General features: G+C 47.8%; 36 protein-coding genes. 35 read left to right on the forward strand and 1 reads right to left on the reverse strand.

Annotation, left to right across the window (positions count from 1 at the left end; genetic code table 11):
* Positions 1-45 precede the first annotated feature (45 nt).
* From AC0YN3_RS01405 to AC0YN3_RS01415, 3 genes are read left to right on the forward strand one after another with little or no spacing between them, the layout of a single operon-like run.
* The gene (locus AC0YN3_RS01405) at positions 46-384 is read left to right on the forward strand and encodes a YolD-like family protein (protein ID WP_475773371.1); all 339 of its coding nucleotides are present in this window, start codon (positions 46-48) and stop codon (positions 382-384) included.
* A complete protein-coding gene (locus AC0YN3_RS01410) occupies positions 374-562 on the forward strand; it encodes a hypothetical protein (RefSeq protein ID WP_475773372.1) in 189 nt (62 codons plus the stop codon). The genes AC0YN3_RS01405 and AC0YN3_RS01410 overlap by 11 nt, the downstream gene beginning before the upstream one ends.
* A 43-nt stretch (positions 563-605) precedes the next feature.
* Entirely contained in the window at positions 606-800 is a 195-nt protein-coding gene (locus AC0YN3_RS01415; protein WP_475773373.1) for a hypothetical protein, read from the forward strand.
* A 79-nt stretch (positions 801-879) separates the two neighbouring features.
* Here AC0YN3_RS01415 and AC0YN3_RS01420 read toward each other — a convergent pair whose 3' ends face one another.
* Entirely contained in the window at positions 880-1044 is a 165-nt protein-coding gene (locus AC0YN3_RS01420; RefSeq protein WP_475773374.1) for a hypothetical protein, read from the reverse strand.
* Positions 1045-1138: 94 nt separating this feature from the next.
* Here AC0YN3_RS01420 and AC0YN3_RS01425 point away from each other — a divergent pair, with 94 nt between their 5' ends.
* The 32 genes from AC0YN3_RS01425 (at position 1139) to AC0YN3_RS01580 (ending at position 24546) form a co-directional block, all read left to right on the forward strand.
* Positions 1139-1513: a DUF6173 family protein gene (locus AC0YN3_RS01425; protein ID WP_475773375.1), complete on the forward strand. Its 375-nt coding sequence runs from the start codon at positions 1139-1141 to the stop codon at positions 1511-1513.
* A 507-nt stretch (positions 1514-2020) separates the two neighbouring features.
* On the forward strand, positions 2021-2218 hold the full coding sequence (locus tag AC0YN3_RS01430) for a hypothetical protein (protein ID WP_475773376.1): 198 nt from the start codon (positions 2021-2023) through the stop codon (positions 2216-2218).
* 497 nt (positions 2219-2715) lie between these two features.
* Positions 2716-3246 (forward strand): hypothetical protein, encoded by a 531-nt coding sequence (locus tag AC0YN3_RS01435; RefSeq protein ID WP_475773377.1) that lies wholly within the window; start codon positions 2716-2718, stop codon positions 3244-3246.
* Positions 3224-5071 (forward strand): phage terminase large subunit family protein, encoded by a 1848-nt coding sequence (locus tag AC0YN3_RS01440; protein ID WP_475773378.1) that lies wholly within the window; start codon positions 3224-3226, stop codon positions 5069-5071. Before AC0YN3_RS01435 ends, AC0YN3_RS01440 begins: the two co-directional genes overlap by 23 nt.
* Positions 5072-5098: 27 nt before the next feature.
* The gene (locus AC0YN3_RS01445; RefSeq protein ID WP_475773379.1) at positions 5099-5326 is read left to right on the forward strand and encodes a DUF6148 family protein; all 228 of its coding nucleotides are present in this window, start codon (positions 5099-5101) and stop codon (positions 5324-5326) included.
* A 5-nt stretch (positions 5327-5331) separates the two neighbouring features.
* The gene (locus AC0YN3_RS01450; protein WP_475773380.1) at positions 5332-6978 is read left to right on the forward strand and encodes a phage portal protein; all 1647 of its coding nucleotides are present in this window, start codon (positions 5332-5334) and stop codon (positions 6976-6978) included.
* Positions 6956-8074: a head maturation protease, ClpP-related gene (locus tag AC0YN3_RS01455; protein ID WP_475773381.1), complete on the forward strand. Its 1119-nt coding sequence runs from the start codon at positions 6956-6958 to the stop codon at positions 8072-8074. The genes AC0YN3_RS01450 and AC0YN3_RS01455 overlap by 23 nt, the downstream gene beginning before the upstream one ends.
* The gene (locus AC0YN3_RS01460; RefSeq protein WP_475773382.1) at positions 8074-8466 is read left to right on the forward strand and encodes a head decoration protein; all 393 of its coding nucleotides are present in this window, start codon (positions 8074-8076) and stop codon (positions 8464-8466) included. The genes AC0YN3_RS01455 and AC0YN3_RS01460 overlap by 1 nt, the downstream gene beginning before the upstream one ends.
* Before the next feature lie 13 nt (positions 8467-8479).
* Positions 8480-9517, forward strand: coding sequence for a major capsid protein (locus AC0YN3_RS01465; protein ID WP_475773383.1), 1038 nt, complete (start codon positions 8480-8482; stop codon positions 9515-9517).
* 15 nt (positions 9518-9532) lie between these two features.
* A complete protein-coding gene (locus AC0YN3_RS01470) occupies positions 9533-9823 on the forward strand; it encodes a DUF7210 family protein (protein WP_475773384.1) in 291 nt (96 codons plus the stop codon).
* A gap of 2 nt (positions 9824-9825) precedes the next feature.
* Positions 9826-10152, forward strand: a complete 327-nt coding sequence (locus tag AC0YN3_RS01475; protein WP_475773385.1) for a hypothetical protein — start codon at positions 9826-9828, stop codon at positions 10150-10152.
* Positions 10149-10733 carry a phage tail protein gene (locus AC0YN3_RS01480; RefSeq protein WP_475773386.1) on the forward strand — a complete coding sequence of 195 codons (585 nt, stop codon included), beginning with the start codon at positions 10149-10151 and terminating at the stop codon, positions 10731-10733. Before AC0YN3_RS01475 ends, AC0YN3_RS01480 begins: the two co-directional genes overlap by 4 nt.
* 1 nt (position 10734) lies before the next feature.
* Positions 10735-11193 (forward strand): hypothetical protein, encoded by a 459-nt coding sequence (locus AC0YN3_RS01485; RefSeq protein WP_475773387.1) that lies wholly within the window; start codon positions 10735-10737, stop codon positions 11191-11193.
* Positions 11190-11489, forward strand: coding sequence for a hypothetical protein (locus AC0YN3_RS01490; protein WP_475773388.1), 300 nt, complete (start codon positions 11190-11192; stop codon positions 11487-11489). Before AC0YN3_RS01485 ends, AC0YN3_RS01490 begins: the two co-directional genes overlap by 4 nt.
* A 9-nt stretch (positions 11490-11498) precedes the next feature.
* Positions 11499-12953, forward strand: a complete 1455-nt coding sequence (locus AC0YN3_RS01495; protein WP_475773389.1) for a phage tail sheath family protein — start codon at positions 11499-11501, stop codon at positions 12951-12953.
* A gap of 10 nt (positions 12954-12963) precedes the next feature.
* A complete protein-coding gene (locus AC0YN3_RS01500) occupies positions 12964-13479 on the forward strand; it encodes a phage major tail tube protein (RefSeq protein WP_475773390.1) in 516 nt (171 codons plus the stop codon).
* Positions 13480-13493: 14 nt separating this feature from the next.
* Positions 13494-13790 carry a phage tail assembly protein gene (locus tag AC0YN3_RS01505; protein ID WP_475773391.1) on the forward strand — a complete coding sequence of 99 codons (297 nt, stop codon included), beginning with the start codon at positions 13494-13496 and terminating at the stop codon, positions 13788-13790.
* Positions 13791-13945: 155 nt separating this feature from the next.
* A complete protein-coding gene (locus AC0YN3_RS01510) occupies positions 13946-16654 on the forward strand; it encodes a phage tail tape measure protein (protein ID WP_475773392.1) in 2709 nt (902 codons plus the stop codon).
* 5 nt (positions 16655-16659) lie between these two features.
* Complete coding sequence (locus AC0YN3_RS01515) at positions 16660-16848, forward strand: tail protein X (protein ID WP_475773393.1); 189 nt, start codon at positions 16660-16662, stop codon at positions 16846-16848.
* Between the two features lie 4 nt (positions 16849-16852).
* Positions 16853-17875 carry a phage late control D family protein gene (locus AC0YN3_RS01520; RefSeq protein WP_475773394.1) on the forward strand — a complete coding sequence of 341 codons (1023 nt, stop codon included), beginning with the start codon at positions 16853-16855 and terminating at the stop codon, positions 17873-17875.
* Position 17876: 1 nt separating this feature from the next.
* Positions 17877-18107, forward strand: coding sequence for a hypothetical protein (locus AC0YN3_RS01525; RefSeq protein WP_475773395.1), 231 nt, complete (start codon positions 17877-17879; stop codon positions 18105-18107).
* Positions 18104-18508, forward strand: coding sequence for a phage tail protein (locus AC0YN3_RS01530; protein ID WP_475773396.1), 405 nt, complete (start codon positions 18104-18106; stop codon positions 18506-18508). Before AC0YN3_RS01525 ends, AC0YN3_RS01530 begins: the two co-directional genes overlap by 4 nt.
* Positions 18505-18828, forward strand: coding sequence for a GPW/gp25 family protein (locus tag AC0YN3_RS01535; RefSeq protein WP_475773397.1), 324 nt, complete (start codon positions 18505-18507; stop codon positions 18826-18828). Before AC0YN3_RS01530 ends, AC0YN3_RS01535 begins: the two co-directional genes overlap by 4 nt.
* Complete coding sequence (locus tag AC0YN3_RS01540) at positions 18825-19949, forward strand: baseplate assembly protein (protein WP_475773398.1); 1125 nt, start codon at positions 18825-18827, stop codon at positions 19947-19949. Before AC0YN3_RS01535 ends, AC0YN3_RS01540 begins: the two co-directional genes overlap by 4 nt.
* Entirely contained in the window at positions 19942-20505 is a 564-nt protein-coding gene (locus AC0YN3_RS01545) for a phage tail protein I (RefSeq protein ID WP_475773399.1), read from the forward strand. Before AC0YN3_RS01540 ends, AC0YN3_RS01545 begins: the two co-directional genes overlap by 8 nt.
* A 23-nt stretch (positions 20506-20528) precedes the next feature.
* Positions 20529-22526 (forward strand): hypothetical protein, encoded by a 1998-nt coding sequence (locus tag AC0YN3_RS01550; protein WP_475773400.1) that lies wholly within the window; start codon positions 20529-20531, stop codon positions 22524-22526.
* Positions 22527-22536: 10 nt separating this feature from the next.
* Positions 22537-22914 carry a hypothetical protein gene (locus tag AC0YN3_RS01555; protein ID WP_475773401.1) on the forward strand — a complete coding sequence of 126 codons (378 nt, stop codon included), beginning with the start codon at positions 22537-22539 and terminating at the stop codon, positions 22912-22914.
* A gap of 14 nt (positions 22915-22928) precedes the next feature.
* Positions 22929-23054: a CD1375 family protein gene (locus AC0YN3_RS01560; RefSeq protein ID WP_475774258.1), complete on the forward strand. Its 126-nt coding sequence runs from the start codon at positions 22929-22931 to the stop codon at positions 23052-23054.
* A gap of 56 nt (positions 23055-23110) precedes the next feature.
* Positions 23111-23254, forward strand: coding sequence for a CD1375 family protein (locus AC0YN3_RS01565; protein ID WP_475773402.1), 144 nt, complete (start codon positions 23111-23113; stop codon positions 23252-23254).
* Positions 23255-23310: 56 nt separating this feature from the next.
* Positions 23311-23613 (forward strand): hypothetical protein, encoded by a 303-nt coding sequence (locus AC0YN3_RS01570; protein WP_475773403.1) that lies wholly within the window; start codon positions 23311-23313, stop codon positions 23611-23613.
* 20 nt (positions 23614-23633) lie between these two features.
* The gene (locus tag AC0YN3_RS01575; RefSeq protein WP_475773404.1) at positions 23634-23906 is read left to right on the forward strand and encodes a phage holin family protein; all 273 of its coding nucleotides are present in this window, start codon (positions 23634-23636) and stop codon (positions 23904-23906) included.
* Positions 23899-24546: a glycoside hydrolase family 73 protein gene (locus AC0YN3_RS01580; RefSeq protein WP_475773405.1), complete on the forward strand. Its 648-nt coding sequence runs from the start codon at positions 23899-23901 to the stop codon at positions 24544-24546. The genes AC0YN3_RS01575 and AC0YN3_RS01580 overlap by 8 nt, the downstream gene beginning before the upstream one ends.
* Positions 24547-24628: the final 82 nt, after the last annotated feature.

The following is a 24628-nucleotide window of genomic DNA, read 5'->3' on the forward strand; positions in this document are numbered from 1 at the left end:
TTCGCATATAATAAGAACATCAATCAATGAGGGACGGTGTTCTATATGACGACAGGATCAAGAAAAAAACTTGAAGGCAATGGGATGTGGGAAAGCAGCAGGATGATGCTACCTGAACATAAGGTACGGATAAATCAACTTGCTGAAGAAGAGAAGAAGCGCCAGCGCATCGAACTTGATGAGCAAGAGTGGGCAATCATCTCGCAGCTCGTTGAAGCATCGCTAAAGCATCGGCAACTTATCAAGCTTCTTATGTTTCATGAAACTGAGGAATTAGAAGTCTCTGGTGTGGTTGATCGCGTGGACCAGCTCCAAAATCGCTTTATGGTTGATGGTGAATGGTTCATGATTCGCGACATTGAGGGCGCCAGCCTTGAGCATTGATCGTCAAAAACTGGTCGAGCATCTTGAAGGCAAGGCAGAGGAGCTGCGGCTCAAGATCGAAAGCTTTGACGAAGCAAAAGGAATTGATAGCGGCATGGTCTTAATGTGGCTTGCGAAGAAGATCGTTCTGACTCATTTGTTGAACGATTTGTATAACGGTGAATTTGATAAAGGATAATTATCAACTATGTCGAATTGCTCTTTGAAAAGGGAGGCGGTTCGTGTTGAATATTGATGATTATTTGGAACTGGTCGTTGTATTGGAGCTCGATACAATGGCGAAGCATGAAGGCTTTCTGGAAGGCGTGGGAGCCGATCATGTAAAGATTTCGAACGGTACAGAGGTTTGGGTTATTCCGAAGAATGAAATCGTTAAGGTCACACCAATTCAACCCAAACGTTTTATTGGCAAATAATTCGTAAGAGCCGCTTAGCGAACCTTAATTCGCCAGCGGCTCTCATGTGTCAAGCTGAATCCATGTTTGTTTAAACATGCTAGCCTATTTTGAAATTCTTTGAGTTTTCGATCAGTTGATCGAACATAGCGGGGAAAGCATGATTCCACATCATGTACATAATCGCTGCTGTTAATGCTAAGACAGCTGCTGCGGTAAATAAACGCCTCATAAAACGATTCTGTATAAAATTCACTGTATCCATTTTATCCCTCCTTTGTACCTAGTACTTTCGACACCAAAAGAGGGATTTCCTTCCTAATCGAGAATTATGAATTATAAAGGGGGTGGAAAAAAGTATGAGTTTTAATTTTCCGGATATCAGAAAGAATGTTGATGCAATAGGTGCTATGAATATGCAAATAAAGTTTAAAGATGATGCTGATACAATTGCGGAACATCTGATTCAAGCAGCTAATGATTACAATAGGAACCTTGATGACCAACATGAAGTAGGTGTTATGCTCGCTTCATTTGGTCAAACAATTACTGTTAACATTACAGGAATTGGATACCAAGGCGAAAAACTTATTAAATTTAAAGGTCACTTGGCGGATAGTGGTTCACCAGTTGAACTTTTGCAGCATGTAAGCCAAATCAACTTTTTACTTGTATCTTTGCCTAAACAAGAACCCGAACAGCCGAAAAAAACAATTGGATTTATTCAAGAATGATTTTTAAAAAAACTAATCGTAGTACTTTATTTTAAAGTCGCTCAAAGAGCGGCTTTTATTTTGGTCAAAATTGAATTAAACAAGAGAGTAGAATTGGGAACGTATGTTAGGAGCAATTTGTGGTTTATTTTCTTAAAAGAAAGTTTGACTACAAAATATGGCAACGATATAATGACCTTGTTCTTACTCCAAAGTGACAAAGTACGTATGCTTTAAATATAAATGCGCGTCCTACGCGCTTCCATGCCTTTAGTGAGGAGCGCAGCGACCTCATGCTTTTATACCTGCTCTATCTTATATCATTAACAAGAGCCGCCCTTATATGGTGCGGCTTTTTTTGTTGCCTAGAAAGTAGGTTTATGCTGATGAAGATGCAACGTTTATCCATGTTCTCTATATTCCTCACAATGTTCTTATACATCGATGTGGTGCCGATCAGAGACGTCCCAAGCAATTACGTGCTGGCTGATAGGACTGAGCCAAAGCGCAAGGAAGATGTAGCTGCACATGGCTAAGTGGGCCTCGCCAATGCAGGATAAGAAGCCAACGTCTAGTAGGCCAGAGATCCAGACGATCAGCGTCACGTTTAAGTGCGGACATGAGGGCGAGCGAAGAGAAATCGTTTATCCTCATGTGGGCATTTCGCATACGCTTAGCTGGATCAATAATAACGTGAAGTGTGGAGACTGCTATAGGAAAATGTAACAGTTTGGGGACAAGCAACAAAATTAAATCAGAGGTTAAAAGCGTTTTGGAGGTTTGTTAAAAAGGAGGGTTTTTAACGTTTAATTATTTTATTTAGCATTTATGATGAAGATGAGGTAGCAACAATATGCCATCCTCATCCCTCTGATTAATGGCTACATTAGCCTACGAACCAGACGATGATGATTGTTACGAAACCAATCTTTACAGTTACACTGTACATGCCTTTTTTCGCCTCCTTCATGCTGAGACGTGGTTAATGTATATGAAAATTGATTCAATTTGATTCAAAAAATAAAAAAATGGGTCCCTCTGGACTTTGAAACAACTGCGGGTACGCGTGAGCCCGATTTTCAACTAGTTTTAAATCCTGAAAGCTCCTTCCGCTTCCGAATCAAGCGGCCTGATATTGATAGGCTTCGATAATCGGCTTCATTAAAGTTGATAGATTTCATTGATGGGCAGGATTGGACATTAACGGAAGTGAGGTGCCGACGATGGCAAAGAAAAAGACGGAAGCCGTAACGACTATCAACGATAGCATAATTCAAACAGGCGAGCTGGCCGCCATCGTCGGAAAGTCGGATCGCTGGGTTAGGCAGCTTGTCACTGAAGGCGTGCTTAAACCGGTTAGTCGAGGAAAATTCGTACTCGGTCAAGCCATTCGGGATTACATGGAGAACTTGCTGGGCGGCAAAGAAGATAGCAAGAAGCCGAAGCTGATCGATTACAAGACTGAGCATGAAAAGACCAAAGCGGAGAAGTCCGCGCTTGAGCTGGAACAGATGAAAGGGAATCTGCATGCAGCTGCCGATGTCGAGAGGTTACTATCCGATTTAATTCTAACGACTAAGTCCCGGCTGCTAGGTGTGCCGAGCAGAATTGCAACGGAGTGTGACAACGAGCCAGCCGATGTTGTGGAAGCCGTTGTCCGCCGTGAGATTGAAACGGCTTTGTCATCGCTGGCAAAGTACACCCCGGATAAGATTGGGGGCGAGTTAGTCCATGGTAGTCCGGAAGACAGTTGATTTATTTACTAAAGCTAACCGGCAGTGGGAACCGAAGCGCCGTCTTAGCGTGTCAGAATGGGCAGACCAAAACCGCGTGCTGACAACAGAGAGCAGCGCGGAGGCAGGGCCGTGGCGTACGTCTCGAGCAGAGTACCAGCGTGAGATTATGAATTCAATTGAGCACTGGGAAGAAGTCGTTATTATGGCTTCAGCTCAGGTCGGCAAGACGGAATTCTTGTTGAACGTCACTGGCTCATATATCGATCAGGACCCTTGTCCGATCATGCACGTTCTACCGAACGAGGATTTGATTCAGGCTTATTCGAAGAAGCGGCTTACTCCAATGATCAATAATAGCGAAGTGCTTCGAAATAAGATCGGTGTCGCCAAATCTCGCGACAGCGGGAACACGATTGAAGAAAAGTCCTTTCCTGGCGGATACGTGACGATTGTCGGGGCAAATGCTCCTTCGGGATTGTCATCTAGGCCTGTTCAAATTGTGCTATGTGATGAAGTGGATCGGTTTCCAGTTTCAGCAGGCAAAGAGGGTGACCCTATTTCCCTAGCGACTGCCCGGACGAAGACGTTTCGTCACAAGCGACGTCATTTGTTTGTCTCAACGCCAGTAGATAAGGAAACATCACGAATCAACCAGCTCTACGAAGATAGCACAATGGAACAATGGTGCCTTCCTTGCCCGCATTGCAAGGAGCTGCAGGCGCTGCGCTTTAAGGATGGTATCGTTTATGAGCATTATGTTTCAGAAAGCGGCGAAATAGTCGTAACAAAGGCTGAGCATCGCTGTGTTTACTGTGGCGTGCTTGGCACAGAGAAGGAATGGAAGCGCGGTGAGGGTGCTTGGATCGCTCGAAAAGAGCACACTAGCCGGCGCGGCTTCCACATAAATCAGCTTTCCAGCCCGTGGTCAGATTGGCGCGAGGTTGCGAAAGCTTTTTTAGTTGCAAAAAGGGAAGGCGTAGACAAGCTAAAAGTTTTTGTAAATACTGTCCTCGGCGAGCCTTGGGAGACAAATCAAAAAGGCGTTAATGAGAAGACGCTGGCAGCTCGCCGTGAACCATATTACGAAGTTCCTGCTGATGTAAAAGTTATAACGGCAGCCATTGATACGCAGGATGACCGCTTTGAAATCGAGGTCAAAGGCTGGGGCGCTGGTAAAGAATCGTGGGGAATTGAATACCACCGGATTTACGGCAACCTAGACAAACCGGATATATGGCGCGAGCTTGATGAATTCTTGTGCCGCTCATGGATCGGAGAGAATGGTCGTGAATATCGAATCATTGGCGCGTGCATGGACTCCGGTGGACACTACACGAAAGAGGTTTACGAGTTCACGCGGCCAAGGAACTACCGCCATATCTATGCGATAAAAGGGCAAGGTATCAGTGCGAAAACAGCCAAAGAGGTCCCATTTATTCATAAAAAAAGCAAGACACAGCTTGAGGGTGCCGCGCTCTGGATCCTTGGCGTTGATGACGGTAAGGTCAAGGTGTTTGACAGCTTAAACGTGCAAGAACCTGGTCCTTTGTATTGTCATTTCCCCGGAGAAGACAGAGGTTATTCTGAAGAATATTTCCTTGGATTGACTGCTGAAGTACCGGTTTATCAAATGATTAGCGGGCAAAAGTACAAGACATGGAAAAAGGTAAGGGACCGTAATGAACCGTTTGACTTAGCAGTTTACAATCGGGCGGTTATTGAAATCCTTCGACCTAATCTTTCGCTGCCCGTTGAGCGACAGCCGAACGGTCCGAAAGTCGTACCAGGCGGAACGGTGGTCGGAAAGAAACGACGCAAGCAAGGCGTATCAAGCAGCATCTAATTTGCATGAAGGGGGGTGAAAGGGAAAATGCCAAGAATGACACTTGCAGAAGCTCAAGCTATGTATAAATTATGGACCGATGCGGAGATCGCGCTTGCGACTGGTCAATCATACAGCATTGCCGGCCGATCATTAACGCGAGTAGATATGAGCACGGTTCTCGAACGTAAAAAATATTACGGTCGTATGTGTAATGAATTGGAATCTGGCAGACGGCGCTCTAAAGTGCGCAGCATTACCCCGTTTGATCTATGAATGCAATGGATCGCATGATTGGGCTAGTCGCTCCCAGCTGGGCGGAGAAGCGTGCAGCAGCGCGTTCAGAAACGGCCCGTCACGAAGCCGTAAAGAATGTACTTTCCGGTTATGGAAAAGGCTACGGCCGTCATGGCGCGAGCCAGACAAAGAAGTCAATGGTGATGTGGCAAACGTCTGCAGGTGACGCTGATGCAGATATTCATCATAATTTGGAGCAGCTTCGGACTAGGGCGCGAGATTTGCATATGGGATCGGATATTGTAGCAGCAGCGCACAAAGGGTTGCGAACAAATATTGTCGGTACCGGACTAAAGCTAAAGCCTGCATTCGATTCCAAATACCTGAAGCTCAGCAAGAGCCAAGAGAAAAAGCTTCGCGATAGCATTTATCGGGAGTGGTCCATGTGGGCAGAAACAACCAAATGTGACGCTGCGGGACTTAATGATTTTTATGAGCTCCAGTCGTTAGCCTTTATATCTTCGCTCATGAGTGGAGATGTGTTCGGCTTACTGCCGATGCTGCCACGTAAGCATTCCGTTTATGACCTGAGAATTAACATTGTTGAAGCTGATCGATGTGACACGCCGCAAGCGGCCGCGCTTTTGAAACCAGAACTCATCCAATCGGGGGTTGAGGTGGATGATGACGGCATGGTCGTCGCATATCACTTTTCCAATCAACATCCGGGAAGCGACACGACCGCAGTTTCACCGAAGGACTGGGTTAGGGTTGAGAAGTACGGCGAAATTACGGGACGGCTCAATGTCATTCATTTGTTTGAAGCGGAGAGACCGGGGCAGCGCAGGGGGATCCCTGTTATTTCACCGATTATTGAATCGCTGAAGCAACTCGACCAGTACACAGAGGCGGAGCTGATGGCTGCAGTTATTGCGGCCATGTACACCGTATTCGTAAAGACTCCGTCCGAGGATGATGACTATATGCACGGCATGGAGTCTCCTGAGACAGACAACCAATATCAGGAACCGATACCCGGTACCGGTGGCGATAATGTCAAGATGGGGCGCGGGGCGATCGTCTATCTGGATCCCGGCGAGGAAGTACAGTTTGCTAATCCTACTCGACCGAATCCGGATTACGTGGGCTTCGTCAATGCACTGCTGCGGCAGATATCGGCGGCGTTAGAATTGCCGTTCGAAATATTAACCAAGCAATTCACATCATCGTATTCCGCGAGCCGTGGGGCGCTGCTTGAGGCTTGGAAGATGTATCGCATGCGTCGATCATGGTTGTCGAAATCTTTTTGCCAGCCTATCTATGAAGAATGGTTTGTTGAGGCGGTCACTAAAGGCCGTATTGACGCGCCGGGCATCTTTGATGATCCGGCTATTTTCCATGCCTACACACGGGCGGAATGGCACGGCCCAAGCCAAGGGCTGCTTGATCCAACGAAGGAAGTCGACGCTGCAGTTACACGCATCGAAAATAACTTCTCGACGGCTGAGCGCGAAACGGCTGAGCTTACAGGCGGTTCATGGGAACAAAATATTGAGCAGCGTGCATATGAAAAAACGCGTTTGGCTGATCTCGGTCTATCTAGTGTCGGTGCCGAGACGCAACAACAAGCAGCGGAAAAAGACGGCTCGGAGGGGGGTGAAGAAGATAATGCCGAAAAAGATCAAGCTTAACGGCACGGTTGTTGGAGATAGCGAAGCATGGATTTACGACTGGTTTGGTATCCCCACGATTAGTCCGGGAGCTGTGTCCAGATCGCTAGAGGACGCGGGGGATGAAGAGCTAGAAGTCCATATTAATTCCGGTGGAGGCTCCGTATTTGCTGGCTCTGAGATTTACACCATGTTAAAGGAACATACAGCGAACATCGTCGTAAAAATCACCGGACTTGCAGCAAGCGCAGCGTCATTTATTGCAATGGCAGGCGACAAGGTTATGATTTCACCTTCCGCTCAAATCATGATTCATAACGCGTCTACCAGCGCTTGGGGAGACAAGGGAGTCATGGAGCAAGGACGCGGGATGCTCAGTAGTACGGATGAAGCAATCGCGAATGTGTACGCCATTAAAACGGGAATGAAGCATGACGAGCTTTTAACGATGATGAATAAGGAAACCTGGCTTAATGCGCAGGAGGCGCAAAGACTTGGGTTTGCAGATGAAGTCATGTTTAGCGAGAGCGAGCCTGCAGTGAAAAATAGCATCTCTTTAGGGGCAGTGCTGCCGCCGGAAGTGATTGATAAGATCCGGAATGAGATTTTGAAGAATCAAGGAATCGAGGGTTTGAATTTATCGAAAGCGACGGCCGGTACGATTTCGAACCATGTTATTACGCCAGCTGTTCAACCAAACCATCCAAACGAAAACGAGGAGGGCGAAACGCCGATGAATTTTGCTGAATTGAAAGAGAAACACCCGAACCTAGTCAATGAAATTATGACGCAGGCGATTAATACGGAGCGCAGCCGAATTGCCGCACTAAATGATATGGCTGGAGCTCCAGGAGCTGCGGCATTTATCAAAGATGCGATTGCAAACGGAGAAACTGCCGGAGATGTAGCCATGAAGATTGTGAAAGCTTCTGCGGAACGTATCTCCCAAGAAGGCGATGATCGTCATAAGGATGCTCAGAACAGCGGGGCCGCAGCGGTCGTAACGCAACAGCCAGCCGATCAAGCTGCGAAAGATGCGGAAGAAGAAGATGAATCTGTACAGAATATGATCAATTACGCACAGGATCTGATCAATAAAAAAGGAGGTCGAGGCTAATGCCAGCTTATGAAAGCCAGAAGTATGACGATTTGTTTGCAGGGAATGTAAAGCCGCCAACTGCCATTGCCATTATTGTGAAGTCCGGCTCCGGATTACTTACACGCGGTACGGTACTAGGTAAGGTTTCACAATTAGCACAATCTGATCTATATGCAGGAACGCCGATCACAGCTCCTGTTAACTCCACAAAGACGGACGGGTCAGAAGCTCCGTATGTTGTTCTAGCTGACGTTGAGATTGACGCAACATCCAAAGATGTTCGCGCAGTCGGCTACACAGACGGCGAGTATAATCGCGATGCCCTTAAATTCGGTGGAACGGACACAGTCGCTACGCATGAAACAGCTCTTCGCAAGATCGGCATCATCACAAAACGAGTAGTTAAATAAGGAGGCTAATTCAATGCCAAGAGACATTTATTCATTCCCACATCTATTTCGCGTGGTAGAGGCACTTCCTAATGCCAGCACGTACATTCTGGATCAATTCTTTTCGGAGGGGGAGACATTTGAAACCGATGAAATTGAAATCCAAACGAAAAAAGGGCACAAGCCTATTGCACCTTATGTAAACGAGCTGCTTCCTGGTAAGGTCGTGCTGCGAACTGGTTTTACGGCGCAACAGTACAAGCCTGCTCTGGTTAAACCAATGCGTGTCATTACAAGTATTGATCTTAAAGTTCGTCAAGCTGGTGAGAGCCTGTACAATCCTGATAATCCAGCAGTGCGCGCTCAAAAGCTACTTGCTAAGGATGTTGTTGAATTGGTGGATACCATTACGCAACGCCGAGGTGAGATGGCTTCAAGCTTGATGTTTACGGGTAAGGTCGTTCAAACCGGCGAAGGCGTAAGCCAAGAATTGGATTATGACTTTGATAATATCTATACATTGTCGGGTTCGGATCTATTCTCGAGTCCTGACGCAGATGTTCAAGGCATTCTTGCCGGCATTAAGCAGGATGTTATGACAAAAAGTGGCCGTACTCCTCGTAAAATTTTCACGACATTCACTGTCGGTGAAACAATTATGCGACACCCAAAAGTAATAGAGATTGCGAAGATTAATAACAATGCGGTTATTAATGTCGGGAATCTCAATCAAGAGCTGCTTCCGGATGGTGTAACGTATCACGGTTACCTACAGCAAATCGACCTTCATGTATATAGCCTTACTGCTAGCTATACCAATGAAAATGGCGTTGAGACGAGCTTTGTTCCAGCTGGCACGCTTGCCATGCTGCCTGATGGCAAACCGTTTGAATTTGCCTATGGTGCAAACTTGATTATGGGTGACAATGGCGCATTCCAATATGTAAAAGCACAGATTACGCCGCAATCATGGACGACCAAAGAGCCAGCTGCGCGTTACTTGCAGATGCTATCCCGTCCGTTCCCAATTCCTGCAGATGTGAACGGTTGGGCAGTAGCGAAAGTACTATAGAGAGGAGTGATGAACATGGTTAAAGCATTAGGCAAAGTATTGCATAACGGCGTTTCTTACCGTGCAGGTGATGTCATCAAAGACATATCTGACGATGAAGCAAAACGCCTTGTTAATCTGGATGTAGCTGAACAAATCGAAGGTAATGATTTCGATGAAGAAAAAGCGTTAACGCCGGAAGAGTTTGGAGCATTGAAGGCCGATGAGCAGAAGGATGAGCTTCGGGCCTTGGAAATCGATCCGGAAGCAAACGCCGCCGATCGTCTCAAGCAGTACGTAGCTTGGTATGATTCCTTAGAGGGATAGTCATGAACTTTCGCGATCAACTAAAACTTGATGTTCAGCGAACGTTTATAAACCCGAATGAATTTGCCACCATTCATACGATAAACGGCGTACAGATTAAGGCAGTATTATCTGAAGCGACTGACAACACGCACCCTCTTGCATACGCGGAGGGTGTTTCGTTTGTCCGAAAACAAGCTCATTTTGATGCTTCTGAATTTGATATAGCGTTTGATGGTATCCCGCGTGAAGGTGTACGCCTTACATTGGACGGTGTCGCGTATACCGTTGTCAAATCATCGGATGACTGCGGAATCTATGCAGTAACGCTGGAGGCGAATGTCGATTGAAGGCAGAGGGCATGCGGGAAGCTGTGAAGGTTGTGAAGGCATTAAAGGAACGCATGGACGAGGTTTCTTCAAAGGCCCTTAACCGCGTTGGCGAGGGCGTCATGACGGAGGCTAATCGCAAGGTTCGGGAGACATACCAAATCAAAGCGTCAGAGGTAAAGGGCGCTTTGAAACTGGTTTATTCCTCGGCATCATCAGGGGAAGTCATCATTAAGGCGAGCGGACCAAACCTGCCCTTGACTCGGTTTAAGTATAGCCCGAAAAGCTGGAACCCTCGGAAACCTAAGCCTGCCAAGGTTGAGGTTAGAAAAGGGGAATCCAAAACAATCAGGTCTGCTTACATCCGTAACACCGGATCGAAAGTCATGGTCATGAAACGGAAATTTCCGTCCGGCCAGAGTGGAGTGAAACGGATAAAGAACCCGCAAGGTCACTATCCGGAATTGCCTGTCGAAGAGCTGCGCAGCCCAGCGATTGCCGTCATGATGAACGCGCCTGAAGTAGTAAAGCATGTGGAGGAACAAGCCGAGGAGCGGATGCATAAGCGTCTGGACCATGAAATAGGGCGGATTTTGAAATGAGGTGACCACGATCTCTACGCCAATTTTATTAAGCGGAGCTATAAAGCGATTTATCGAGCGTGTCATGTCTGATAACGCATCGCAGCAGCCAGCTGTTCATGAATTTTATCTGCCGGAGAAGGGGCTGACGAATCAGAACGTCCCTGAATTCCCTTATATCATCGTTCGGCTGCATAAAGGTGAAACACAGTCAGACGCGCATAAAGTAATCGTTAATCTGTTTTTTGGGACGAAGTCCGAAGATCCAGAAGCGCCAAAAGATGTATTCAACGTAATGGAGCGCGTCAGGCTGGCGCTGCTTAAAAATAGGACACTCGAGAATCAATTTCATCTTGAGATTGATTCGCCTAACGCATACAAATGGGAGTTTTTCGAAGGGCAGCCGAGTCCGGAATTCATCGGCCAGGCTATCACGACTTGGATGCTACCCACAATTACCGAGGAGGTGAATGGATTATGAATGAACAACAATCAGTGGAACTGGAAAAACCGAAAAAAGAAAGAATGCCCAAGACGGATAAGCCGGTACAACAATTGATTTATATCGGTCCGAACCTGCCAGGCGGACGCCTATCACAAAACACAGTGTTTCGCGGCGGGCTGCCGGTATATCTTAGCGACTTGCTAGAGCAGCATCCTAGCATCAAGGATTTAATTGTCCCCGTTGCCGAAACAGCAGCGACACAAGCAAAAGCACAATTGTCCGGTACGGCGGAATACATTGCATATCAAAATCTCATGACATTGAGAGGATAGGGGGCCAACATGGCACACGGCGTTACAGTAAATGAGCAAGCAACATCGGTTGTATCCCCGGCACAGGTCGCGTCTGCGATTCCTGTTGTCGTTGGTACAGCTCCAATTAATATGAGCAAGCTAGTAAGCCTTCCGGTAAACGTTCCGATTTTGGCATATTCGTTCGCGGAAGCGGTTGAAGCACTTGGTTACTCGGATGATTTCGCATCTTATAGCCTGTGTGAGTTTATGGATTCACATTTCAGGCTATTCGGATTGTCTCCTGTAATCTTTATTAACGTGCTAAACCCTGCGGACCACAAAACAACTGTTGCTCCTGCTAGCACACCAGTAACTGCAGGTGTGGTCAAAATTGCAACTAAAGGCGTAATGCTTCCGAGCGTAGTTGTCAAATCCGCAGACGGCGTTACGCCATACGCAAAGGATACGGATTACACCATCGATTTTGACAAGGACGGCAATGTCGTAATCAGCCGCAAGTCAACAGGAACTATTCCGTCGAATGCAACTGCGCTGCAGGTTGGCTATGATCGTCTTAATCCGACCGCTGTTGATTCAGCTGATATTATTGGCGGCGTTGATGGTGTTACCGGCAACCTTACGGGCTTGGAGCTAATCAACCAAGTATTTCCGCGTTTCGGTCTTGTACCAAGCCTTATCGTAGCGCCAGGGCATTCCACTGACCCGACAGTCGCAGCGATCATGGTCGCTAAAGCCGGGAACATTAATGGTCATTTCAAGGCTTTGGCGTTGACGGACGTTCCGGCAACATCGGCGGGAGCGGATCAATACAGTGAGGTCCCGGACTGGAAAAACACCAATAACTATACGTCTACTCGGCAAGTAGCAACGTGGCCTAAAGTGGCACTTGGAGGCAAGCAGTATCATTTATCTACCCAGCTTGCAGGCGTAATTGGTGCGACTGATGCAGCCTATGACGGCGTACCTTATGCATCCCCGTCCAACAAAGCGCTGCAAGCCAATGCCGCTGTACTGGCTGATGGCAAAGAGGTTTATTTGGGTCCCGATCAAGCAGCCTATCTGAACGCTCAGGGCATTGTCACGGCTCTCAACTTTGTCGGCGGGTGGAAAGCTTGGGGCAACATTACCGGCGCTTATCCAGCGAACACGGACGCGAAGGACGCTTTTATTTCGACTCGTCGCATGTTTGACTGGATTTCCAACTCCATCACGCTCACCTATTGGGCGAAAGTGGATGATCCAATTAATAAGCGCTTGATCGAGACCGTGACGGATTCTATTAATATTTGGCTGAATGGGCTGACGTCTACCGGTGCGCTGCTGGGTGGCCGCGTTGAATTTAATGCTTCTGAAAACCCTACGACTGATTTGCTTGGTGGCATAATTCGTTTTCATGTTTACCTGACGCCGCCGGGACCAGCACAAGAAATGAATTTTATTCTGGAGTACGACCCGAGTTATCTCGGTTCGCTATTCGGTTAGGAGCTGACAAATGAAGATAGCTGAAAAAGTAACAGGGTACTCCGTGTACCGTAACGGTTCAGAATTTTTAGGGACTGCAGACGTCGAGCTTCCGTCTTTTGAATCATTGTCAGAGTCAATCAAAGGCGCCGGAATCGCAGGCGAGATTGACAGCCCGACTATTGGCCACTTTGGAGCAGCATCCGTAACCATTAACTGGCGGACAATCGATCCGGCTGCTATATCGCTGCTGGAGCCCAAGCAACATGCATTAGATTTCCGTATTGCGAGTCAGACACTGGATTCTTCTAGTGGACTATACACCAGTGCGCCGACAAAAATTTCGATTCGGGGCATTCCGAAAAACCTCTCGCTCGGCAGCTTGGAAGTCGGAGCTACCACCGGAACAAGTAATGAACTTGAGGTCACATACGTAAAAATTATTGCAGGTGGAAAGACGGTACTAGAGTTAGACAAATTTAACTCTATTTTCATTGTAAATGGCGTTGACTATCTAGCCGCAGAGCGCACAGCTCTCGGAAAATAAGGAGAAATGAACAAATGAGCGAAAATAAGTTTGTGTTAAGCAAGCCAGTTGAATTCGATGGGGAAACGATTTCGGAGCTAGAACTTGATTTTGACAGCCTTACTGGCGACGATATTTTATCGGCAGAGCGGCAATACAATACTTCTGCAGCAAAGACAAAAGACTTTGCTCCAGTAAAAGAAATCTCTAAATCGTACCTTGTTTTTATTGTTGCTCGAGCATCAAAGCAGCCTGCAGAACTTTTAAATAAGTTGTCCGCAAAAGATTTTTCGAAGCTGACTGTAGAGGCACAAAATTTTTTGCTCGGCTAGGATTGGCCGAAGACGGGGGGCTGCTATTGCTGCGAAAGCACGTAGCAGCCCTTTCCTCTTCAATGAGTACTCCAATGCCCTACTTTCTTAGTCTCCCATTATCAGAGCTGCAGGAATGGGCAAAGGCAGTACAGCAGCCGAAAAAGAGGTGACATATGGCTGGTAAAGTATATAAAATTGCGTTTGAGCTCGCGGCCAAGCTAGAAGGGAGTTATACCTCTAACATGACGCGGGCTCTTGCTGATCTTACGGAGCTCGAAGCTAAAGCTCGAGCACTCAATGCGATCCGCCTCTCAGGTGACATGGTGCGGCCGCTGCGGAATGGGCTGCAGGATCTTGAGCGGCATTTCCGAGACATTCGTACAACCTCTATGCCTACCGGAGTGTTTTCAAACATGCTCACCGAGCTTCGGGAGGCGGTTACTAGTTCGCGAGCCCTTGTGCAGAATCTCAGGCAGATCAGCACGATCCGGATGCCAGGTAACATGTTCGGTAACGACATGCGTACCTATCTGCGAGACGTCGAACAGCTTGAACGTCGAATGCGCGATCTACAAAACGCAGGAGGTCCCTCTGGCGGCGGTGGGGGCGGCGGGGAAAGTGATGGAGGTGCTAGAGATGGTGCAGCCGGGCGAGGTGGAGCATTAGCCGGTGGTGCTGCTGTGGCAGCTGGGATCGGGGTAGCAGCGGTTGCCGGTGTAGGTCTTGCTGGCGCTGCTGTTTATTCTTTTGCCGACGAATATAGTACGGCCATGGCACAAATCCAAGCGTCAACGGGTGCAACCGAGGGCGAAATGGGTGATTTCGGCAACATTGCCAAGAACATATATAACCAAGCAATTGGCGAGAATTTCTATGACATTGCCGAATCAATGAGTCTAGTGGAACAGGTCACCCAGCAATCAGGGGCTGCGTTGGAGTCGACAACAAAGAACGCTATCGCTTTTCGGGATACATTTGGTGAGGATGTTACTGAATCTGTCAAAGCCGCTGACACGATGATGAAAAATTTTGGTGTGACAAGCGACGAAGCGTATAACCTTCTCGCCCAAGGTGCTCAAAATGGTTTGAACAAATCAAATGAACTGCTAGATTCAGCGAATGAGTACGCTCCGCACTTTGCAACACTGGGCTTCTCGGCTGCAGATATGTTTGATACGTTCGGTGCTGGCCTTGAGGCGGGAGCTTTTAACTTGGACAAGGTCGGGGATGCGGTAAAGGAATTTAACATCCGATCGAAAGACATGTCCAAAACTTCTGTTGATGCTTATCAAGCGCTTGGGATGAATGCAGAGGAAATGTCTGCTACATTTGCTGCAGGTGGTCCAGCGGCACAAAAAGCATTTCAGACAGTTGCGGCAGCTATTAGCGCAGTTGAAGACCCTGTCAAAAAGAATGCGATCGGTGTCGGATTGTTTGGTACGCAATTCGAGGACTTGGAAGCTGGAGTAATCGAGGCTATGGGAACAGCTCGAAGCCAATTTGACATAACCAAAGACAGCATGGGCGAAATCACGAAGGTTAAGTATGATACGATCGGCAAGGCTTTTCAGGGTATTGGCAGGCAACTTCAGACGGGCATCTTGCTTCCAATCTCAAATGCCGCGCTTCCTTTGCTCGAAAAGCTAAGTGGGTGGTTACAAAATATAATGCCAGTCGTTCAGAAAACTTTCGGGAAAGTCGGTCACGTCATCACGGAAGCCTTTGAAAATGTACGATGGCTTTTCGAAAATGGTTTTGATGGAGAAATGAAAGGCGTAGTCATGAATTATATGGACGCTCTTGGCATTGATGCAAAGACTCAAGATCAGATCATTGAAGGCATTTTGCGAGTTTTCGATCAATTGAAAAGTAATTTTTTAGCAGGTTGGAGCGTTATTCTCCCACACATTAAAACGATTTTTGGTTCTGTAGGGAAAGTGGTCATGCAGTTGGTACCCATATTGGCGAAAATTGTGATGACTTTTTATGCGGTAGCTGCGAAAATCATTCAAGCTTTATTACCGGTTGTCACTTATATCATGGGCAAACTGTTTCCTGTCCTTGCGAAAATATTTAGCTTCCTGGCTAATGAGGTGATGCCTCAAATTTCCGCGGTTATTGGTGCTATCTTACCCAAAATCACAATGGTAGGAGATAAGATTGCAGAACTTTTTACTGCGATATGGGGTATTATCAAACCGATTGTAGATGGTATTTTCGATGCGTTCAATTATGTATTCCCGATCATACAGTCCATCGTATCGAATGCAATAACAGCAATCGGCGGTGTGCTTAATGGTCTATTTGATGTTTTAGGCGGCATCATCGACTTTATTACCGGGGTATTTACGGGCAATTGGAGCAAGGCATGGGAAGGTGTTCGGAGTGTATTTGAGGGCATTTTTAATGCACTCGGATCTGTTCTAACATTTCCGATCAACCTCGCAATCGATGCGATTAATGCTGCCATTCGAGGGATCAACAAAGTAAGTATTGATGTGCCGGATTGGGTGCCGGGTATTGGGGGCGAATCCTTCGGCGTTAGTATTCCTGAGATTCCGAAAATCGGCGGGTATGCAGATGGTGGATACGTTACGCAGCCGGAGCTCGCATGGGTTGGAGAAGGCAAATCGAACGAGTGGATAATTCCCGAGAACAACAGCCAGCGAAGCAAGGATTTATGGCAGTCAGCGGGTTCCTCTATGGGGCTGACCTCACAGGGCGGCGGAGACACCTATCAAGTGTCTTATAGCCCGCAAATCATCATTCAAGGAAACGCGGACGAACAAACCATGCAACGTGCAATATCAACCGGTCATGATGATTTCGAACGGCGGATGAATGCATTTACAACACAGCAAAGGCGGGTGAGTATGGGGTGACATATATGACTACACAAGGCGACACATGGGATATGATCGCATTCAAGATATACGGAAACGCGACAATGGTACCCCTGCTCATCAACGCCAACGGGCAGTATGCTGATACGGTCATATTCTCGGCAGGGTTGCAGTTACAAGTCCCGCCTGCGCCCGAGGAATTACCTAGTGACCTGCCGCCGTGGAGGAGATAGATAAATGCAGATCGCTCGCAGAGCTGCGGTATTAATCAAGTACAATGGCAAGGATATCAGCGCTGACATTGCTGGATCTCTGATTGATCTTTCCTATACGGATAACGCGCCAGGGCAATTGGATGATTTGCAGATTACACTGGAGGACGTCCTGCGGCGCTGGCAAGGGGCGTGGAATCCGGCAGAGGGCGACACGATTACTGCATCCATACAGGTGCAGGATTGGCTGAAAGCAGACGATAAACGCACGCTGCCACTCGGTACATTCGAGGTTGATTCTGCCACACTTGCGGGGCCGCCTGACACCGTACAGATTAAAGCTTTGTCTTTGCCTGCGGGTGTTGGCGTACGCCGCGAGAAGCGATCCAAGGCGTGGGAGAAGTTTTCGCTGCGAGCCATCGCTCAAGACGTTGCTGCGCGCGCCAAGCTGACGCTGTTGTATGAGGTGCCGGATAATCCGGTCTATGACCGACTCGATCAAACAGAGCAATCGGATATGGCTTTTCTGCTGGATCTTTGCAGCAAAGAAGGGGTGGCGCTCAAGGTATCGGCGGGCAAGCTCGTTTTGTTTGACGAGCGTACCTATGAGCAACGTCAGACGGTCGCCACGCTGACCAGAGGCGACCATGTTGTACTAAGCTACAACTTCGGATGGAGCGCAACAGATACGACATACAGAGCTTGTCAGGTCAGTTATACGCCACCTAAAGCTAAAGCGGCCCTTATTGTCACTTACACGCCACCGGGAGCACCAAAAACGGGGCCGTTGCTGAAAGTAAATGAAAATGTAAAGTCTCAAGGGGAAGCGCTGCGACTTGCCCGCATGAAGCTGCGGGAACAGAACAAGAACTTTGGCCGCGCCAGCTTATCACTTGCCGGAGATATCCGCATGTCAGCCGGGCTGACGATCAACTTATCCGGCTTTGGTCGCTATGACGGCAAGTACATCATAGAAGTAGCGACACATGCAGTGGGTAGCAGCGGCTACACAACATCTGTTGAAATCCGTAAAGTAATGGGGTGGTAGCATGTCCGATTTAAAAAACACTATACGCATTGGCATTGTCTCAACAGCAGACGATATTCGTCGCGTGGTTCGTGTGGCTTTTCCCGACAAGGATGATCTTGTGAGCGACGAGCTACCCATGCTTAAACATGTACCAACGCCTGAGATCGGCAGCCAAGTGTTATGCGCTTTTTTGCCTAACGGCATCAGCGCTGGCTTTTGTCTCGGTGAGATCGACGAGGGCGCGTCATGATTGGGTCCTTTGGAAAGGTTGTTTTTGTCGCAACGCCTAAAACTATTCGGACCTTTACGGATTTCAGCCGGTCGACTAGCGGGCGCTGGGCCTCTCATGAAATTATAGGCCGGAAAGCCATCAAACAATGGATTGGTCCGGGGCTGGATACGATTAGCTTCAGCATGCGTTTTGATAGCAAGTACGGTATTAATCCAAGGAAAGAGCTCGACGCATTGGTTGCACTTGAGCGTACGGGGAAAGCTGTTGCTCTTATTATAGGTGGCAAGGGTGTCGGAACCGGATTATGGATTATTACGTCCTTATCCCAAACCTGGGACGAGGTAGACAAGAACGGTAATGTCGTTGTCGGAAATGCCAGCTTGACCATTGAGGAATATGTGGCGGTGATTAAAAAATGATTGAAATCAGTAAAACGCCGTCTCCGATCACATTTAATCCGAATTTGGCCGAAGAAATATCCCAGAATGTCCGGACGATCATAAACACCGTTCAAGGAACCGTTCCGCTTGATAGAGCCTTTGGTCTCGACAATAGCGCAATAGATGATCCAACGTTGATTGCTCAAGCCAGGTTAGTAGGATTAATTACAACGGCAATTCAAACATATGAGCCGCGCGTGAAAGTCGTCCAGGTGCTTTTCGAATCAGATGATGAAAATGGAATCCTACTGCCAATTGTGCAAATCCAAATAGTCGAGGAGGGGGCGGAAGGAGCATGAGTCTTGTTGATTTACCGGAAATTGATTTTGTAGATACAGAAGTGACCGACACTTTAAATAACATGATTACTACGTATGAAGTTGCCAGCGGCCGGACGTTATATCCGGGCGATCCTGTGCGGCTTTTTTTATTATCCATAGCGGCGATCATTGTGCAGCAGCGATCGCTTATTAATTTGACCGCCAAGCAGAATCTGCTGAAGTATGCAGCGGGGTCGATGCTTGATCATATGGGCGTGTTTACGGAGACCCCTCGACTTCCCGCAGCGCCGGCAGCTACAACATTGCGGTTCACCCTTTCCGCCCCTCAGTTATCGGCGGTTTCAATCCCTGCGGGAACGCGAGTAAGTACAGAGTCAGATCCAAAGCGATATTATGCCACAACTACATTTGTACAAGTTGCTCCAGGACAATTATCGGTGGACGCCTTATCGCTTTGCACGGAGGCTGGGGCGCTCGGTAATGGCTATGGTGTGGGTCAGATCAATCAGATCGTTGATCCTATTCCATTTGTGGACAAAGGCATTAATGTGACAATCAGCAGCGGCGGCGCAGATATTGAGGATGATGAGGCATACCGTGAGCGTATCCATACAGCGCCGGAGTCCTTTTCGGTTGCTGGCCCAAGCGGGGCCTATCGCCATTGGGCTAAGTCGGCCAGTGTTTCGATATCTGATGTCGGTGTCTTTTCCCCGGCTGCGTGCGAAGTGGTCGTTGTTCCTCTTCTTGAAGGCGGGGAGATACCGGGGCAGTCGGTGCTTGACCTTGTGAATGCGGCTGTAAACGATCGGAGCAGACGTCCTTTGACGGACCAAGTCACTGTTCAAGCGCCGTCTGCTATTTCCTTTAATATCGTTTTTCATTATTGGATTTCGGAGGATCGCACCTCCGAGGTGGCAATGATACAGGCTGCAGTAACGCAAGCGATCGCTGGATTTGTGCTCTGGCAAAAATCGAAATTAGGACGCAATATTAACCCCTCGGAGCTCATCAGGAGAGTCATGGACGCAGGAGCACACAGAGTCAATGTGACATCTCCCGTCTATACAGAAATTGAACCGGATGAGGTGGCGATCGCTAACACGATTACAGCCACATACGGAGGGCTAACCGATGATTAAAATGGACGCAATCAAGCTTGCCGATCTAATGCCTCACAATATCGCGGCAGACTTCGTAATTGCGGCTGCGGCTCAGTCGATTGATGACGAGCTTCTGACGCTGACCATTAAAATCAATCAACTGTCTTATTTTAACCGTTTAGAATCGCTAAAAGAATCCGAAACGGACGAGCTCGCATGGCAGTACAATATTGATTTTTACGATCCGACTTTGCCGCTTGAGCAGCGCAGGGAGCTAGTAAAGCGCAGTTATGGTTGGCATCGTCGTAAAGGTACGCCGAGCGCAGTTGAGGAATTGATTGCAACGATCTTCGGCAGCGGTGAGGTACAAGAATGGTTCCAATACGGCGGAGAGCCGGGTTACTTCAAAGTTTTGACGAGTGACCCGGCTGCTAGTGCGAGTAAGGCAGCCGAGTTTATTGCAGCTGTTAACTCGGTTAAAAACGTGCGGAGCTGGCTGGAATCTATCGAGATTACAAGCGGCGATAGCATGGAGATTTACTTCGGCAACGCCTTGCATACAGGCGATTTTATTACGGCAAAGCAGGTGACATAATGGCATCATTTGGCGGTTTGATAATGACCAATAAAGGCCGTGCGCTCCAAGCAAAGGCGCAGGCTGGGACGCCTTTAATCTATACGAGGATTGGCATGGGTGACGGCAATCTGGGTGGGCAACAGATACCAGGGCTCTTGTCTCTGATTAGCGCTAAAAAATACCTGCCAATTAATAAGATAACAGCGGTAGCGGATGGAAAAACGACAGTGAGCTCTTATCTGTCCAATGCCGAGATTATCACTGGCTTTTATTTCCGCGAGCTCGGTTTGTTTGCCACGGATCCGGACGAAGGAGAAATACTCTTTTGCTATGGTAATGCAGGAGCTGGCGCGGAATATATACCAGCAGGCGGCGGACCGGATCTCGTGGAGAAATATATTAATGTTGTGGCGATTGTGGGCAACGCTCCAAATGTCTCGGCGGTGATCGATAATTCACTTGTTTTTGTAGAGCAAGTGGATTTTGACACGCATAAAAACGCTGCAACATTGGATCATCCAGATAACTCCGTAACTGATTTGAAAATAGGGAATCGAACAGCTGACCCAAATACGTCAGTGGCATATGGGTTAACGGGTAGGGTCACGCAATGGTTAAGTTGGTTCACAAAATATCTGAAAGCTATAACAGGAAAAAACAATCCATTCGATTCGCCTGATATCACACTAGCAGCAACAAAGGTTCATGTTGATGACTCAACAAAGCATCTAACAGCTTCGGAGCGAACCACGTGGAATGCTAAACAGACGGCTCTTGGTTTTACACCGGAGAATGCAGCCAATAAAGGAGTGGCAGGAGGTTATGCGGGACTTGATAGCACTGCGAAATTACCTGTCGCAACAATGCCCTCAAATCTCAATGCGAGTATGGTCGCAGGATTAGAGCCGTCGTCCTCACCCTTTTCAAATAGTATTGTCGCGAGGAATGGCAACGGGGATACAACAGTTAGGGCGCTGTACTTGGATATGGAAGAAGGCGGCCCGCCGTTGATTGTCCAATCTCCGACGAAAGTCGAGAGACTTAACGCCGATATGGTCGACGGCATGCACGCAGATTACAATCCCACTTTAATGACGTTAGCAGCGAGAGGCCCTTCGGGGGAACTAGTAGCGACAAGGATGTCATTAACCGCAGCTTCCGGACAGTCGCCGTTAATTGTGACATCGACGACACAGGTCGCGAATCTAAACGCGAGCTTTATTGCCGGACGTACGATAAACGACGGGGCAGTAGCGAGTACTATCGCCACTCGGGATTCGAGCGGAGATACAACCTCTCGCCGATTCATTTCCACGGTCGCGGCGGGAACGGCTCCTTTTGCTGTAACGTCAAATACCGTTGTGCCGAATCTAAACGCGAGCTTGCTCGGCGGAAGCGACGCGTCCGCGTTTGCTAAGTTAGTGTCGCCTCCATTGACGGGTGCTCCAACAGCACCGACGGCGGCAACGTCAACGAGTAACACGCAAATTGCGACTACCGGATTCGTTAAAAACAATATCAATACTCAGGTTATGGCGGATGGGACGAGCGTGAATACGCTCAATGTAAACGGAAAGTATTACGTTTTTAACGGAGCGTCAGCCCCCGTCGCAAACTCGGGCTTTTATTACGACGTACATCGTTATGATTCCGCTCATATTTTTCAAATCGCCTATAAAGTCGACTCAGAGGCGGTATTCACTCGTAGAATGGTTGCGTCGGCATGGAGCGCGTGGGCTCCGATTTCTTCTAGTCCGGTTGGCGGATCGTATGTCGGAACCGCTGGAGGTATGCGTTTTATGAGCCTTGGATTCACGCCGAGCTGTGTACACGTAATTGGAGGACAAAGGGCCACGACGGGGAGTGTCGATCCAGCGTTAGCGCTATTATACGCAGGCAGGTCGTGGCTTATCTCAGGCAGCGCACTCCCGACGACAAACTGTTATGTAACTACTGGCGGGTTTGTCGTCGGACTAGGCAGCGGCGACAATTATATGAATGCAAATGGTGTTGCATATAGCTATATTGCTTATCCATAAGGAGGATTAAATGATGATTGTGCATAAAAACGGCATGTATGAGTCTGGAGCGCACACCGCATTTAATGAGTATCCGGACTCTTATTTTGTCGACGAGAACACGTCAGAAGGGGCCGAGCTTGCCGCTCAGATATTTGAAATGTATCCATTCTATACGTTGGACGTCGTCGAAGGTCAACTCATGGGCATTACGCCGAGAGAAAAGACGCCCGAAGAAATCGAGCGGGAGAATGCGCCTCCTTCAAAGACTCCGGAGCAAGAGCGAATCGAGCAGCTAGAAGTGAAGCTTACAGCTAGTGAACAAACGAATCTTGATACGATGGATGCGCTATTTGACGTGTATCTCATGGTTCTTGATCTACAAGCTGCTGGAGGTGAACAGCCTTGATGCTAGATAAACGAATGATAGTTTTATCCGTCCAATTGATTCAATCAGGACGGCGCACGATCAACGATGTTCCAGAACATTTACGCGAAGCAGTACAATCCAGTTTAAACGCAGATCAGCAGCCCGAGGCGGATGCATGATACTGCGTTTTTTGTTGTGGCTGATGCTCGTTGCACTCAGGAAAGGAGGTGATATCATGCCACTAGTTACCGTTACAGTAACATTAATCATTGCTGGCCGTCGCACATTTGCACAGGTCCCGGCATCGATCCGCAATGCAGTTGAAGCAGATCTACTCGCTATAGGATTTGGCACTGACGGGTTGCCACTAGAGGTTTAATATCTGAGCCCTGCTTCGGCGGGGCTATATTTTTGCACTAATAATAGGGGGTTCACATGGAGCAAACATCAATCATGATGCTGCTTTCTGCAGCAGGTATCATTAGCGGAATAGCGATAGGTTGGTTCGGCAGAAACAGATCAGTAAGACAAGATACACAGGCAGAGGCAGGCAAGGATGCAATTCTGCGTACGGACGTCGAATACATTAAGCGCGGCGTCGATGAGGTAAGGCTGGAGCAGCGAGCGCAAGGGCAGCGCTTTGATGTCTTATCAGAGCGTGTTACAAGAGTTGAGGAATCGGCGAAGCAGGCGCATCATCGTCTTGATCGTCTGGATATAGCCGGAAAACAAAATTAGATTTGAGAGGATGAAACGATATGGAATGGAAAGCTATTTTTCAATTGATTGATCCAAAGCTATTGATTGTTGTTGCTGCTTGCTGGGTACTTGGCTTTGTGCTTAAGCAAACACCAAACGTTCCGAACTGGAGCATCGTTTATATCGTCACTACCGCGGCATTAGCTCTTACGGTGTGGTTAATTGGTTGGGGACCGGAAGCGGTCATTCAGGGAGTCCTAGCAGGGGCGTTCGCTGTGTTTGGCCATCAAATCGTCAAGCAGGCACAGGAGAGGGCTGAAAGTGATGACTAAGTTAACCAGGACTGCTTTTATCGCTAAGCTTGCGCCGATCGTGCAGCAGGTAAGGGGGGAGGGTTCGCCGTTACTTCCATCGGTTAGATTAGCACAAAACATACTAGAAACAGGCTGTATCATTCATCCATGGTACAATCTCGGCGGAATCAAGGTTGGCGGCGGAAAGCCGAACAGATTTTGGAAAGGCCGTAGCATTAATAAAGGATCCTGGGAAGAATACGGCGGAAACGTAGTGAATACAACAGCTCATTTCCGCGTCTATGATTCACTTTATGATTTTTACAAGGACCAAGACTTGCTTTTCCTGCTCCCGCGATATGATCGAGTGCGGGCAGCCAGCACGCCGGAAGCGCAAGCGGAAATGATTTATAAATGCGGTTATGCAACGGACTCGCGTTATGCTGATAAGCTGATCGCACTGATCCGCGCAAACGACTTGACCAAATATGATGTTGTGGAGGAGGAAGACAATTTGGAACTTACCAATTATCAATGGAGCGCACTCGAGGATTGTGTAGAGAAGCTGCTGAAAGAAAAAGTTATTTCAGATAAGACATGGATTGATAAGGTGAAAACGAAAAAACTCACCATCTCAGAACTGACTTGGATGAACACAATGGCAATTTTACGCAAATAAAAGTGTTAAACTGATTCTTTCCTACTATGTGATAACACTATTTTTTGGTTTTAACTTGGAAAAAGAAGGTTAATGAGGACTT

It is taken from the genome of Paenibacillus sp. J22R232, assembly GCF_056269165.1.